Genomic DNA, 12,209 nt, shown 5'->3' with positions numbered 1-12,209 from the left:
AACGCCTCTCGTCGATTGTGCGCGCAAAATGAACAAGTTGTTGAACACGCTGTTTGCCCTCTGTGTCGCTAGTGCGACGGGGAGTGCCCTGGCCCAGGCCGCGGCCCAGGCTCCCGCATCGGCTGCGAAGCCGGCTTCGGCGGCGCCCACGCCCGCGAGCCCGAAGTCGCTGGAGGCCAAGATCGCCATGTGCATCGGCTGCCACGGCATCAAGGGCTACCAGGCGAGCTTCCCGGAGATCCACAAGGTCCCCATGATCTCGGGCCAGAGCGCCAAGTTCATCGCCGCGTCCCTCGCGGCCTACAAGGCCGGCGACCGGAAGCACCCCACGATGCGCGGCATCGCGGAGACGCTCTCCGATCAGGACGTGAAGGACATCTCCGAGTTCTACGCGGCGCAGGCCGTCGCCACCGGCGAGCAGCCGAGCCGCCCGGCGAGCGGGCAGGTCGCCGAGTTGCTGAAGAAGGGCAACTGCGCGTCGTGCCACGGTGCGAATTTTTCGAAGCCGATCGACCCGAGCTACCCCAAGATCGGCGGCCAGCACGCCGACTACCTCTTCGTGGCGCTCAAGTCGTACAAGCAGGAAAACAACCGGGCCGTCGGCCGCAACAACGCGGTCATGGGTGCCATCGCCAAGCAGTTCTCCAATGCCGAACTCAAGGCGCTCGCGAACTACATGGGTTCGATCCAGGGCGAACTCTCGGTCCACCCCGAGCCGAAGTTCCGCTGATTCGCTGAAGCGTCAGCGCGTCGTCGTGGCGCGCTTCTGCACGCACTCCACATAGGCCTGGCCGTCCGGCGGACGGCCCGCGCGCTGGCTCTCCCACAGCATCTGCCCGAGGCATTCCATCGCCTCGTGGTGCGCGTCGTGCAGCGAGCCGCGGCGCGCGGCCAGCAGCTCCACCGCCTGGCGGATGCCCTGCGGCTGGTCGATCGAGCACTGCTCGCTGATCGAGAGGTGCATCGACAGGTGGAGGAAGGGGTTGGACGCGCCGGCCGCGCCGTCGAAGACTTTCGCGACGGCCGCTTCGGCGTCCGCCATCTCCGCGTCGTATTCGGGGTGCTCCTGCAACCACTGGCCCGCGAGCGTCTCGAGCGCGTCCATAGGCTGCGCGGCGCGCGACTTGGCATGCACGCCGCAGAAGAAGCGCCGCACGTCTTCCTGCGAGGGATTGAACATGCCGGCCAGCGTAGCACGGGGCGCAGACCTAGAATTCGCGCGATGACCGAACTTCCCGCGGCCGGGGGCCGATCCTGAGCGCGTTGCCCCTCATCACCGACTGGCAGTTCTATGCCATCGCGATTCCCGCCGTGCTGATGGTGGGCGTCAGCAAGAGCGGTTTCGGCTCCGGCTTCGGTTCGCTCACCGTGCCCCTGATGGCGCTCGTGGTGACGGTGCCGCAAGCGGCGGCGATCATGATGCCGATCCTCTTCGTGATGGACATCATGGGCCTCGCCGCCTTCCGAAAGCACTTCGACTGGAGGCTGATCCGCTTCCTCATCCCCTTCGGACTCGTCGGGACGGTGGTGGGCACCTTGACCTTCCGCATGCTCGATGCCCATCTCGTGGCCGGCATCGTCGGCGTGTTCACGCTGCTCTTCCTCGCGCAGCGCCTCGCGTTCCCGCCCAGGCCCGACAGCCCGCACCCGCCGAAGTGGCTGGGCGCGCTGCTCACCGTGATCTCCGGCTTCACGAGCTTCGTATCGCATTCGGGCAGCCCGCCGATCAACGCCTACGTGCTGCCGATGCGCCTGCCGCCGCTCGTGTTCACGGCAACCATGGCCGCGTTCTTCTTCGCGATCAACCTGAGCAAGTGGATTCCGTATGCCTGGCTCGGGTTGCTCGACCTGCGAAACATGAGCACGTCCCTCGCGCTGCTGCCCTTCGCGCCCATCGGCGTTCTGATGGGCCTGCGCATCGCGAAGCGCATCGAGCCGAAAATGTTCTACCGGCTCGTCCACCTCGGCATGTTCCTCACCGGCATGAAGCTGGTGTGGGACGGATTCTTCGCCGCCTAGTTTTTTTCCGCGCGTTCCGGCGCGTCGTCGAAGCCGGGCGCGCGCTCCTTGCGGCGCTGCGTGTCCCGCTCCATCCGTTCGCGCGCCATCTGCGCCTCGAACTGCTGCCGTCCTTCCTTCACCACCGCGATCAGCTTCGCGCGGTCGCGGTAATGCGGGTGCAACTTCTCGAAAAGCGCGAGGTTGTGGCGACGAAAGCGCATCGCGTCGCGCCGCGCCTCGTGCGCGCCGCGTCCCAGGAGCTCGAGCACGCTGCGCCCGCTGCGCAGGCTGGCTTCGAACAGCTCCCGCTGCACGTGCGACACGCCGCGGTCGCGCAGCGCATTCCAGTGCGGGACGTCGCGCGCGCGGGCCACGAGTTCGAGGTGCGGGAAGTGCTCGCGCGCGAGATCGACGATGCGCAGCGACTGCTCCTTGTCGTCCACCGCGACCACCAGCACCTTCGCGGTCTGCGCGCCGGCCGTGCGCAGCAGGTCGAGCCGCGTCGCGTCGCCGTAGAACACCTTGTAGCCGAAGGTGCGCGCGGCCTCGATCATGTCGGCGTCGTGGTCGAGCACGGTCGACGCAATGCCTTCGGCGTCGAGCAGACGGCCCACGATCTGACCGTAGCGGCCGAAGCCCGCGATGATGACCGGCGCGTCCTGCGTCTCGCTGATCTCCTCCATCGTGCGCGCGCTGCCGGCGGCGAATCGCGGCAGCAGCCAGCGGTCGATGACGACCAGCAGCAGCGGGCTGACCAGCATCGACACGGCCACCGCGCCGACGAGCAGCGACGCGGTCTCCGCCGGCAGCACGCCCGCGCCCGAGCCCGCCTGGAACACGACGAAGGCGAACTCGCCGCCCTGCGCGAGCAGCAGGGTGAACACGGGACGTTCCGCGAGCGGAATGTCCATCGGCTTCGCGATGACCCAGATCAGGATGCCTTTCAGCACGAGGAGGCCGAGCACGATGGCGACCACCGCGCCCGGCGAGCGCATCAGCACGCCGAAGTCGATGCTCATGCCCACCGCGATGAAGAAGAGGCCGAGCAGCAGTCCCTTGAACGGTTCGATGTCGGTCTCGAGCTCGCGCCGGTACTCGCTCTCCGCGAGCAGCACGCCCGCGAGAAAGGCGCCGAGCGCCATCGACAGTCCGACGAACTGCATGAGTCCCGCGATGCCGACCACCAGCAGCAGCGATGCGGCCGTGAAGATCTCCGGCGTGCGGCTGCGCGCGATCCAGCGCAGCAGCGGCCGCAGGGCGAGCCGGCCGCCCAGCACGATCGCCCCGATCACGGCCACGATGCGCGCGGCCTCGATCCAGACACCGTCGCCCGAACCGTGCGCGTCGCCTCCCGCGAGCAGGGGCAGCAACGCGAGGATCGGAATCGCCGCGACGTCCTGGAACAGCAGGATCGAGAAGCCCGCCTGGCCGCTCGACGTGAGCAGCAGGTTGCGCTCGCCCATGACCTGCAGCGCGATGGCGGTCGACGAAAGCGCCAGCCCGAGCGCGGCCACGAGTCCGATGCGCCACGGAACACCGGCCGCGAGCGCCCCCGCGAACAGCAGCGCCGCGCAGCCGAGCACCTGCGCGCTGCCCCAGCCGAAGATCGGCCGGCGCAGGCTCCAGAGCCGGCGCGGCTCGAGCTCGAGGCCGACCAGGAACAGCATGAGCACGACGCCGAACTCGGCGAAATGCAGGATGTCCTGCACGTTGCTCACGAGCTTCAGGCCCCAGGGGCCGATGACGATGCCGGCCGCGAGATAGCCGAGGATGGAACCGAGCCCGAGTGCGCGGGCGACCGGCACGGCGATCACGGCCGCGGCGAGGTAGATGAAGCTGTTGGTGAGCCAGGCGGGTGCGTGCTCCATGTCACTGTCCCTGTGGGCGGTCGAGGGTCGGCACCACGCAGGCCGGGCACTGCTCGATCGCATCGAGCTCGGGCCAGTCCGGGTAGCTCGCCAGCCGGTCGCCGAACATGGCCGCGTGCTCCTCGATGGCCGCTTCGCTCGCGGCGTTGGCGCCGTGCAGCACGAGCGGCGGCAGGAAGCGCATTCCGCACAGCGCCGCCGTCTGTTCGTAGGGCGGCAGGAAGGCGTCGAAGAAGTAGCGGTTGTAGCCCTGGGGATGGTAGGACGCCTCGGCGCCGCCGGTGCTGGCGACGAGCCAGAGGTCCTTGCCCTGCAGCGCGCTGCCGCGGTGGCCGTAAGCCCAGCCATAGGTGAGCACTTCGTCGAGCCAGAGCTTCATGAGGGGCGGCATCGAATACCACTGGATCGGATGCAGCAGCACGATCAGTTGCGCCGCTTCCACGCGCGCCTGCTCGGCCGCCACGTCGATGTCGTAGTCGGGATAGGCCGCGTAGAGGTCGGTCACCATCGCGCTCGGCGTGTCGCGCGCGGTTTTCCCGAGCCTGCGGTTGACGCGGGACTCGCGCGCATTCGGATGCGCGGCCAGCACATAGGCCGAGCTTGGGTTGGGGGTGGCGGCGGTCGACTCATCCATGGCGCTAACATAGCGCAAACTCGTATTCGGGAGCCGAGCATGCCCGTGGTGGTGGTAGCGAATCCCAAGGGCGGCGTGGGCAAGTCCACGCTCGCCACGAACATCGCCGGATATTTCGCCTCGCAAGGCCGCGCGGTGATGCTCGGCGACGCGGACCGCCAGCAGTCCTCGCGGCTGTGGCTGAAGCTGCGGCCGCCCGGCGCGCGGGCCATCGGCAGCTGGGACGTCGGCGCGGACCAGATCGTGCGCCCGCCCAAGGGGACGACCCACGTGGTGCTCGACACGCCCGCGGGCCTGCAGGGCAAGCTGTTCCAGGATGCGCTGAAGCACGCGGACAAGGTCGTCGTGCCGCTGCAGCCCAGCATCTTCGACATGTACGCCACGCGCGATTTCCTCGACGAACTGGCCAGGCACCGCAAGGCGGCGAACCTGCAGGTGGGCATCGTCGGCATGCGGGTCGACGCCCGCACCATTGCCGCGGACAAGCTGCAGGAGTTCACGCAGGCGCTCGGCCTGCCGGTCCTCGGCTACCTGCGGCCCACGCAGAATTACATCCACCTCGCCGCGCGCGGTCTCACCCTTTTCGACGTCGCGCCCGGCCGGGTCCAGCGCGATCTCGAGCAGTGGGCGGACCTTTGCCGCTGGCTCGACACCTGAAAAGCGAAACGATGAGGATCTTCGAGACTTTCGACGAACTGAAGGCCGCCGTCGGCCAGGAGGTTGCGGTCAGCGACTGGGTGGAGGTGACCCAGGCGCAGGTCGACCTGTTCGCCGAGGCGACCGGCGACCATCAATGGATTCATGTCGACGTCGAGCGCGCGAAGGCGGGTCCGTTCGGCGCGCCCATCGCCCACGGCTTCCTGACCCTGTCGCTGCTGCCGAGGCTGATGGAAAGCTCGCTCGAAGTCCGCGAGTCGAAGATGAGCGTGAACTACGGGCTCAACAAGGTGCGCTTCACCTCGCCGGTGCCGGTGGGAAGTCGGCTGCGGGCTCGCATTTCCGTCGTCGCCTGCGAATCCATCGCCGGCAACGGCGTGCAGATCGAGTGGCGGGTTGCCATGGAGCGCGAAGGAAGCGAGAAGCCGGCGTGTGTCGCCGAGACGGTGTCGCGGGCCTACGCTTAGCAGCTCCGGCAAAAAAGCGGCCCGCAGCGTAGCGGGCCGAACAGGAGTCGGGTTGCTTGGCTTTGCCCCCCGGTTCGCACGTGGGGCGGGGCGCCGCGGGTTTCAATGCGCGCGGATGCAACCGAAGTTTTCGAGTGTGGCGGCGTGTTCAAGGCTCAGGCAAAGTGCTGTTGCCGCCAGGCTTCGAACACCGTCACCGCGACGGCGTTCGATAGGTTGAGGCTGCGCTGGCCCGCGCGCATGGGCAGCCTCAGGCGTTGCGGCGGCGCGAACGTGGCGCGCAGATCCTCGGGCAGACCGCTCGTCTCGCAGCCGAAGACGAAGCAGTCGCCAGGGGCGAACGCAACGTCGTGGACCACCCGCGTCCCGTGCGTGGTGAGGGCGAAGAGCCGGTTCGGGTCGGGCGTCTCGGTGGCGAGGAACCGGTCCCAGTCCGGGTGACGCTTCACTTCGGCGTACTCGTGATAGTCGAGTCCCGCGCGGCGCATGTGCTTGTCGTCCATCGAGAAGCCGAGCGGCTCGATGAGGTGCAGCGCGCAGCCGGTGTTGGCCGCGAGGCGGATCACGTTGCCGGTGTTCGGCGGAATCTCGGGGTGGACGAGGACGATGTTGAACATGGGCCAATTGTCGTTATGGCGGCGTTCGCGCGATCACGAGCGCGCTCACGCGCACCGCGCCCCCGCCACGCACCGCGCGTGCGGCCGCATGCAGCGACGCCCCGCTGGTCATCACGTCGTCGACCAGCAGCACGGCCTTGCCCCGCACTTGCGGGGCGCGCAGCGGATCGAGCGCGAACGCGCCGCGGACGTTGGCCTCGCGTTGCGGCCGGCCGAGCGCGGTCTGCGGGGCGGTGTGGCGCAGCCGCAGCAGCCAGTCCGCGCGAACCTTCGGCGCGGCGAGCGTGCGTGCGAGCTGCAGCGCCTGGTTGAAACCGCGTTCCGCGAGGCGTTCGCGCGACAGCGGCATGGGCAGCAGCAGATCCGCCCGGGCAACCGCGTCGGCGAGATCGGGGCGCTGCGCCAGCTTCGCCAGGGCAGAAGCCAGGCCCGGTTCGCCGCCGAACTTGTACCGCGTGACGAGCTCCGACCACGGATACGCGTAGTCGACCGCGGCATGGCACGCGTCGAGCGGCGGCGGCTCGATGATGCATGCGCCGCACACCTCGACCCCGCCGGGCACCGGCAATGCGCACCGTAGGCAGCGCGAACGCGGGGCGGCGAAACGGTCCGTGCATTCGCCGCACACGGGCTCGTCCGGCCACGCGCCGCAGACGCCGCAGCGGCTGGGAGCGAGAGCGAGTCCGCGCGAGAGCCAGCCGCCGAGCATCGGGTCAATATACTCGTTGCACCTCATGGCCATCGAGCGTCCGCCCACGATCGACCCCGTCGCCGCCGCGCGCTGGCAGCGGCGCGCGCCAGCGGCGTCGCCGTGGCTGCACGAGGAGGTGGCACGGCGCATGGCCGACCGCCTCGAGTGGATCCGTCGCGCGCCCGAGGCCTGGGCCGACTGGCAGCCGGTCCGCGGCGGCATGGAGGGGCACCGCCTCGTCGCCGAACGCTATCCCCAGGCGCGCTGCCGGGTGGTGGAGCCGCAGGCGCAGCATGCCGAAGTCGCGAAGGCGGCGCTCGGCCGCGGGTGGTGGGAAAAGCTCCGCCGTCCGGCCGTCGAGTTCGGTCCCGTCCCCGACGGTTCGGTGCAGATGCTGTGGTCCAACATGCTGCTCCACGTCGCCGCGGACCCGCAGGCCCTGTTCCAGGCATGGCACCGCGCACTCGCGGTCGAGGGCTTCGTCATGTTCTCGGCGCTCGGCCCGGATACCGTGCGCGAACTGCGCACGCTCTACGCCGCGCTCGACTGGCCGCCGCCGTCCCACGACTACACCGACATGCACGACTGGGGCGACATGCTCGTGCATGGCGGCTTCGCCGAGCCGGTGATGGACATGGAGCGCATCACCCTCACGTTCGAAACACCCGAACGCCTGCTGGCCGAATTGCGCGAACTGGGCGCGAACCTGCATCCGGCGCGCTTCGCCGCCTTGCGGGGGCGGACATGGCGCGACCGCCTTCACGCCGCACTCGCGCGCGAACTGCGCAGCGAAGACGGCAGGCTCGCGCTCACTTTCGAGGTCGTCTACGGCCACGCGCTGAAGCCGCCGCCGCGGCTGAAGGTGCAGGGCGAGGCCGCGCTCTCGGTCGACGACTTCCGCAGCCTCGTGCGCTCGGGAGGGCGCCCCTCGGCAGGCGCTACAATGCGCGGTTGATTTTGAGCGACGTCCCGTGTCGAACATCGTCTTTCGTTTCGCCACCGTCCAGGGCCAGGCCATCCACTGGTTTCTGAAGCGCAATTGCTCGGTGACGCCGGCCCAGCTGGGCTGGCTCTATGCCTCGCTGTGCGTGGTGTCGCTGTCGATCGCGGCGTTCTTCTGGTTCCAGGGCGCGTTTCTCGTCCTGCCGTTCGCGTGGCTCGAGCTGGCGGCCGTTGGGTTCGCCTTTCTCGTCTACTCGCGCCATGCGGCCGATGGCGAGCACATCCTCCTGCAGGGCGGGCGGCTGGTGGTGGAACTGGAAAGCGCGGGGCGGCTGGAGCGCGCGGAGTTCAGGCGCGACTGGGTTCGGGTGGAGCCGGGTGCCGGCGACCGCTCCCTGATCGAGGTGTCGGGGCAGGGGCAGCGGGTGAGCGTGGGCCGGTTCCTGCGGCCCGAGCTGCGGCCGGCGCTGGCGCAGGAGCTGCGGCGGGCGCTGCGTGAGGCGTGATTCGCGAGGCGTGAGGTTTTTGGAATTAGAGGCTTGAGGCTGACAACGATGAAGAGTCTTTCGATCAAAGCGGCCATGGCGGCCGCGGCCGGCGCCTTCGCCGGCTCCGCGCTGGCGGTGAACGACCTGCCCGGCGGGCCGGCGGTGCGGCAGCTGAACCTGCACGCCGCCGCCACCCGCATCGCGGTGGAGCAGAGCTGGCTGCACTGGTTCATGCTGATCACCTGCCTGGTGATCTTCATCCTGGTGTTCTCGGTGATGTTTTATTCGATCTGGAAGCACCGCAAGTCGGTGGGCCACAAGCCGGCCAACTTCCACGAGTCGGTCACGGTCGAGGTCGTCTGGACCATCATCCCCTTCCTCATCGTGATCGGCATGGCGCTGCCCGCCACCAAGGTGCTCGTCGCCTCCAAGGACACGAGCAACGCCGACGTCACCATCAAGGCGACCGGCTACCAGTGGAAGTGGGGCTACGACTACCTCGCCGGCGAAGGCCAGGGCGTCAGTTTCCTGTCCACCATCGACAGCACCCACCGCGAGATGTCGAACGACGGCGCCAAGGGGACCGTGCCCGACGACTATCTCCTGAAGGTCGACAATCCACTCGTCGTGCCGGTCAACAAGAAGGTGCGCATGGTGCTCACCGCGAACGACGTGATCCATGCCTGGGGCGTCCCCGCCTTCGGCGTGAAGCAGGACGCCATTCCCGGCTTCGTGCGCGACACCTGGTTCCGCAGCGAAAAGACCGGCGACTTCTACGGCCAGTGCTACGAGCTGTGCGGCAAGGAGCACGCGTACATGCCGATCCACGTGAAGGTGGTCTCGGCCGAGGATTACACGAAGTGGATCGACGGCCAGCGCAAGCTGATGGCTTCGAAGCTCGACGATCCCGCCAAGGTCTGGACCATGGCCGACATCTCGGCGCGCGGCGAGAAGGTCTATGCCGCCAATTGCGCGGCCTGCCACCAGCCCAACGGCAAGGGCGCCGGCCCGATCAAGCCGCTCGACGGCTCGCCCATCGTGCTCGCTGCCGACAAGAACCAGGAAATCCACATCCTGCTCAACGGCAAGGGCGCCATGCCGGCGTGGAAGCAGCTGTCGGACACCGACCTCGCAGCAGTGATCACCTATACCAAGAACAACTGGTCCAACAAGACCGGGCAGCTCGTGCAGCCAAGCGAAGTGCTGTCGCAGCGCGGCAAATAAGCGAGAACCCAGGAACAGAGGAACACCATGAGCGCCGTTCTCGACCACCACGACCACGCGCACGACGACCATCACCACCATGCCCCGACGGGCTGGCGCCGGTGGGTCTACGCGACCAACCACAAGGACATCGGGACGCTGTACCTGCTGTTCGCCTTCTTCATGCTCATGTTCGGCGGCGTGCTCGCGCTGCTGATCCGCGTCGAGCTGTTCCAGCCCGGCCTGCAGGTGGTGAACCCGGAGCTGTTCAACCAGCTCACCACGATGCACGGGCTGATCATGGTGTTCGGCGCGATCATGCCGGCCTTCGTGGGCTTCGCGAACTGGATGGTGCCGCTGCAGATCGGCGCGCCCGACATGGCCTTCGCGCGCATGAACAACTTCAGCTTCTGGCTGATGATTCCGGCCGCGCTGATGCTCGCGGGCTCGTTCTTCATGCCCGGCGGCGCGCCCGCCGCGGGCTGGACGCTTTACGCGCCGCTCACGCTGCAGATGGGCCCGTCGATGGACGCCGGCATCTTCGCGATGCACATCCTGGGCGCCTCGTCCATCATGGGCTCGATCAACATCATCGTGACCATCCTCAACATGCGCGCGCCCGGCATGACGCTGATGAAGATGCCGATGTTCTGCTGGTCCTGGCTCATCACCGCCTACCTGCTGATCGCGGTGATGCCGGTGCTCGCCGGCGCGATCACGATGACGCTGACCGACCGTCACTTCGGCACGACCTTCTTCAACCCCGCGGGCGGCGGCGACCCGGTGATGTACCAGCACATCTTCTGGTTCTTCGGCCACCCCGAGGTCTACATCATGATTCTGCCGGCCTTCGGCATCATCAGCCACGTGGTCCCGGCCTTCGCGCGCAAGCGCCTCTTCGGCTATGCGTCGATGGTGTACGCGCTGTCGTCCATCGCCATCCTGTCGTTCATCGTGTGGGCGCACCACATGTTCACGACCGGCATGCCGGTGACGGGCCAGCTGTTCTTCATGTACGCGACGATGCTGATCGCGGTGCCGACGGCCGTGAAGATCTTCAACTGGATCGCGACCATGTGGCAGGGCTCGATGACCTTCGAGACGCCCATGCTGTTCGCGGTGGGCTTCATCTTCGTGTTCACCATGGGAGGCTTCACCGGCCTGATCCTGGCCATGGCCCCGATCGACCTGCTGCTGCAGGACACCTACTACGTCGTGGCGCACTTCCACTACGTGCTGGTGGCGGGCTCGCTCTACGCGATGTTCTCGGGCGTTTACTACTGGATGCCCAAGTGGACGGGCGTCATGTACAACGAGAGCCGCGGCAAGATCCACTTCTGGTGGTCGCTGATCGCGTTCAACGTGACCTTCTTCCCGATGCACTTCCTGGGTCTCGCCGGCATGCCCCGCCGCTATGCCGACTACCCCATGCAGTTCGCCGATTTCAACATGTGGGCATCCGTCGGCGCGTTCGCCTTCGGCCTGGCGCAGGTGTACTTCTTCTTCTTCATCGTGCTGCCGTGCATGCGCGGCAAGGGCGAGCCCGCGCCGCAGCGCCCGTGGAACGACCCCGACGGCAAGGGCGCCGAAGGCCTGGAGTGGGAAGTGGCTTCGCCCGCGCCCTTCCATACCTTCGAGACGCCGCCCAAGCTGTCGGCCGATGCGCAGAAGGTCCTGGGCTACCACTGACCGACCCGACGATGACACTCATGGCCGACGAACGACGCAAGAAGAACCTGCGGCTGGCGCTGATCCTCGGGTCGGTGGCCGCGGTGTTCTTCCTCGGCTTCATCGCCAAGATGGTCCTGCTGAGCAGCCGATAGCGGGGGCAGCGCATCATGGCAATTCGCACCGAGAACCTGAAGATGACGGGCAAGCTCGTCGTCGTCGCGTTCGGCATGTTCGCCTTCGGCTATGCGCTGATCCCGATCTACAAGCATGTCTGCGAAGCGCTGGGGATCAACATCCTGGCGGTGAGCGAGCGGCAGGTGCCGGGCAACTCGCGCGCCGCCGCCAATTCGCAGGTCGATACGAGCCGCACGATCACGGTTGAGTTCGATGCCAACGTGCGGGGCCCGTGGGAGTTCAAGCCCGCGCAGGCTTCGATCCAGGTCCACCCCGGCCAGCTCGCCACGGTCATGTACGAGTTCCAGAACGTGCAGAACCGCAAGATGTCCGCGCAGGCGATCCCAAGCTACGCGCCGCGCAACGCCGCGCCGCACTTCAACAAGCTCGAGTGCTTCTGCTTCAACCAGTACGCGCTGGAGCCGGGCGAGAAAAAGCAGTGGCCGGTGGCCTTCGTGATCGATCCGAAGATCCCGAAGGACGTCACGACCATCACCTTGTCCTATACGTTCTTCGAGGTTGGCGGCAAGATGCCGGCGGCGCCGCAGTCATGAGCCTGCTTCACACCATGAAGGCGGTCGGCTGGGCGTTCCTCGGTATCCGCAAGAAGAGCGCCTACCAGAACGACCTGGGCAAGCTGAACCCCTTCGCGGTGATCGCGGTCGCCCTCGTCGCGGTCGCGGTGTTCGTCGGGGTGCTGATCGCCCTGGTGAACTGGGTGGCGAAGTGAAGCACTCAAGAGAAGCATTTCGAGATTTCAGAGATACAAGAGAACTGAGGAAACTGGAGCGAGATC

General features: G+C 67.5%; 16 protein-coding genes. 11 read left to right on the top strand and 5 right to left on the bottom strand.

Annotation, left to right across the window (positions count from 1 at the left end):
* Positions 1 to 28: 28 nt before the first annotated feature.
* Positions 29 to 730 (top strand): c-type cytochrome, encoded by a 702-nt coding sequence (locus tag AB7E83_RS20865; protein ID WP_428572732.1) that lies wholly within the window; start codon positions 29 to 31, stop codon positions 728 to 730.
* Between the two features lie 12 nt (positions 731 to 742).
* Here the strand turns inward: AB7E83_RS20865 and AB7E83_RS20860 are convergent, their stop codons facing one another.
* Complete coding sequence (locus AB7E83_RS20860) at positions 743 to 1,180, bottom strand: DUF1841 family protein (protein ID WP_428572731.1); 438 nt, start codon at positions 1,178 to 1,180, stop codon at positions 743 to 745.
* Positions 1,181 to 1,254: 74 nt separating this feature from the next.
* Here AB7E83_RS20860 and AB7E83_RS20855 point away from each other — a divergent pair, with 74 nt between their 5' ends.
* Positions 1,255 to 2,019: a sulfite exporter TauE/SafE family protein gene (locus tag AB7E83_RS20855; protein WP_428572763.1), complete on the top strand. Its 765-nt coding sequence runs from the start codon at positions 1,255 to 1,257 to the stop codon at positions 2,017 to 2,019.
* Here the strand turns inward: AB7E83_RS20855 and kefC are convergent.
* Both kefC and AB7E83_RS20845 read right to left on the bottom strand, forming a co-directional pair.
* Positions 2,016 to 3,869: a glutathione-regulated potassium-efflux system protein KefC gene (kefC, locus tag AB7E83_RS20850; protein ID WP_428572730.1), complete on the bottom strand. Its 1,854-nt coding sequence runs from the start codon at positions 3,867 to 3,869 to the stop codon at positions 2,016 to 2,018. The two genes, AB7E83_RS20855 and kefC, sit on opposite strands and share 4 nt — an antisense overlap.
* 1 nt (position 3,870) lies before the next feature.
* A complete protein-coding gene (locus AB7E83_RS20845; RefSeq protein ID WP_428572729.1) occupies positions 3,871 to 4,503 on the bottom strand; it encodes an NAD(P)H-dependent oxidoreductase in 633 nt (210 codons plus the stop codon).
* 39 nt (positions 4,504 to 4,542) lie between these two features.
* Here AB7E83_RS20845 and AB7E83_RS20840 point away from each other — a divergent pair, with 39 nt between their 5' ends.
* Positions 4,543 to 5,160 carry a ParA family protein gene (locus AB7E83_RS20840; RefSeq protein ID WP_428572728.1) on the top strand — a complete coding sequence of 206 codons (618 nt, stop codon included), beginning with the start codon at positions 4,543 to 4,545 and terminating at the stop codon, positions 5,158 to 5,160.
* An 11-nt stretch (positions 5,161 to 5,171) separates the two neighbouring features.
* Complete coding sequence (locus AB7E83_RS20835; protein ID WP_428572727.1) at positions 5,172 to 5,627, top strand: MaoC family dehydratase; 456 nt, start codon at positions 5,172 to 5,174, stop codon at positions 5,625 to 5,627.
* 155 nt (positions 5,628 to 5,782) lie between these two features.
* Here AB7E83_RS20835 and trmL read toward each other — a convergent pair whose 3' ends face one another.
* Together trmL and AB7E83_RS20825 are read right to left on the bottom strand one after the other, a co-directional pair.
* A complete protein-coding gene (trmL, locus tag AB7E83_RS20830; protein WP_428572725.1) occupies positions 5,783 to 6,244 on the bottom strand; it encodes a tRNA (uridine(34)/cytosine(34)/5-carboxymethylaminomethyluridine(34)-2'-O)-methyltransferase TrmL in 462 nt (153 codons plus the stop codon).
* 13 nt (positions 6,245 to 6,257) lie between these two features.
* Positions 6,258 to 6,953 (bottom strand): phosphoribosyltransferase family protein, encoded by a 696-nt coding sequence (locus AB7E83_RS20825; protein ID WP_428572723.1) that lies wholly within the window; start codon positions 6,951 to 6,953, stop codon positions 6,258 to 6,260.
* A gap of 25 nt (positions 6,954 to 6,978) precedes the next feature.
* Between AB7E83_RS20825 and AB7E83_RS20820 the strand changes: the two genes are divergently transcribed.
* From AB7E83_RS20820 to AB7E83_RS20790, 7 genes are read left to right on the top strand one after another with little or no spacing between them, the layout of a single operon-like run.
* On the top strand, positions 6,979 to 7,890 hold the full coding sequence (locus AB7E83_RS20820; RefSeq protein ID WP_428572722.1) for a methyltransferase domain-containing protein: 912 nt from the start codon (positions 6,979 to 6,981) through the stop codon (positions 7,888 to 7,890).
* A gap of 16 nt (positions 7,891 to 7,906) precedes the next feature.
* A complete protein-coding gene (locus tag AB7E83_RS20815) occupies positions 7,907 to 8,383 on the top strand; it encodes a DUF2244 domain-containing protein (protein ID WP_428572721.1) in 477 nt (158 codons plus the stop codon).
* Between the two features lie 48 nt (positions 8,384 to 8,431).
* On the top strand, positions 8,432 to 9,589 hold the full coding sequence (gene coxB / locus AB7E83_RS20810; protein ID WP_428572720.1) for a cytochrome c oxidase subunit II: 1,158 nt from the start codon (positions 8,432 to 8,434) through the stop codon (positions 9,587 to 9,589).
* A gap of 27 nt (positions 9,590 to 9,616) precedes the next feature.
* Positions 9,617 to 11,257 (top strand): cytochrome c oxidase subunit I, encoded by a 1,641-nt coding sequence (gene ctaD, locus AB7E83_RS20805; protein WP_428572719.1) that lies wholly within the window; start codon positions 9,617 to 9,619, stop codon positions 11,255 to 11,257.
* Positions 11,258 to 11,277: 20 nt separating this feature from the next.
* Complete coding sequence (locus AB7E83_RS20800) at positions 11,278 to 11,391, top strand: cytochrome oxidase small assembly protein (RefSeq protein WP_428572718.1); 114 nt, start codon at positions 11,278 to 11,280, stop codon at positions 11,389 to 11,391.
* 15 nt (positions 11,392 to 11,406) lie between these two features.
* A complete protein-coding gene (locus AB7E83_RS20795) occupies positions 11,407 to 11,967 on the top strand; it encodes a cytochrome c oxidase assembly protein (protein WP_428572717.1) in 561 nt (186 codons plus the stop codon).
* Positions 11,964 to 12,143, top strand: coding sequence for a DUF2970 domain-containing protein (locus AB7E83_RS20790; protein ID WP_428572716.1), 180 nt, complete (start codon positions 11,964 to 11,966; stop codon positions 12,141 to 12,143). Before AB7E83_RS20795 ends, AB7E83_RS20790 begins: the two co-directional genes overlap by 4 nt.
* The last annotated feature ends 66 nt before the right edge of the window (positions 12,144 to 12,209 follow it).

The sequence above is a fragment of the Ramlibacter sp. genome (assembly GCF_050250995.1).
Lineage (GTDB): Bacteria > Pseudomonadota > Gammaproteobacteria > Burkholderiales > Burkholderiaceae_C > Ramlibacter.
This window is presented reverse-complemented; position numbering and strand designations above follow the sequence as displayed.

Excerpts from the sequence above, each read along its gene's own strand:
- AB7E83_RS20865 (WP_428572732.1), top strand. The coding sequence starts at position 29 with ATGAACAAGTTGTTGAACACGCTGTTTGCCCTCTGTGTCGCTAGTGCG.
- AB7E83_RS20860 (WP_428572731.1), bottom strand. The coding sequence starts at position 1,180 with ATGTTCAATCCCTCGCAGGAAGACGTGCGGCGCTTCTTCTGCGGCGTG.
- kefC (WP_428572730.1), bottom strand. The coding sequence starts at position 3,869 with ATGGAGCACGCACCCGCCTGGCTCACCAACAGCTTCATCTACCTCGCC.
- AB7E83_RS20845 (WP_428572729.1), bottom strand. The coding sequence starts at position 4,503 with ATGGATGAGTCGACCGCCGCCACCCCCAACCCAAGCTCGGCCTATGTG.
- AB7E83_RS20840 (WP_428572728.1), top strand. The coding sequence starts at position 4,543 with ATGCCCGTGGTGGTGGTAGCGAATCCCAAGGGCGGCGTGGGCAAGTCC.
- AB7E83_RS20835 (WP_428572727.1), top strand. The coding sequence starts at position 5,172 with ATGAGGATCTTCGAGACTTTCGACGAACTGAAGGCCGCCGTCGGCCAG.
- trmL (WP_428572725.1), bottom strand. The coding sequence starts at position 6,244 with ATGTTCAACATCGTCCTCGTCCACCCCGAGATTCCGCCGAACACCGGC.
- AB7E83_RS20825 (WP_428572723.1), bottom strand. The coding sequence starts at position 6,953 with ATGCTCGGCGGCTGGCTCTCGCGCGGACTCGCTCTCGCTCCCAGCCGC.
- AB7E83_RS20820 (WP_428572722.1), top strand. The coding sequence starts at position 6,979 with ATGGCCATCGAGCGTCCGCCCACGATCGACCCCGTCGCCGCCGCGCGC.
- coxB (WP_428572720.1), top strand. The coding sequence starts at position 8,432 with ATGAAGAGTCTTTCGATCAAAGCGGCCATGGCGGCCGCGGCCGGCGCC.
- ctaD (WP_428572719.1), top strand. The coding sequence starts at position 9,617 with ATGAGCGCCGTTCTCGACCACCACGACCACGCGCACGACGACCATCAC.
- AB7E83_RS20800 (WP_428572718.1), top strand. The coding sequence starts at position 11,278 with ATGGCCGACGAACGACGCAAGAAGAACCTGCGGCTGGCGCTGATCCTC.
- AB7E83_RS20795 (WP_428572717.1), top strand. The coding sequence starts at position 11,407 with ATGGCAATTCGCACCGAGAACCTGAAGATGACGGGCAAGCTCGTCGTC.
- AB7E83_RS20790 (WP_428572716.1), top strand. The coding sequence starts at position 11,964 with ATGAGCCTGCTTCACACCATGAAGGCGGTCGGCTGGGCGTTCCTCGGT.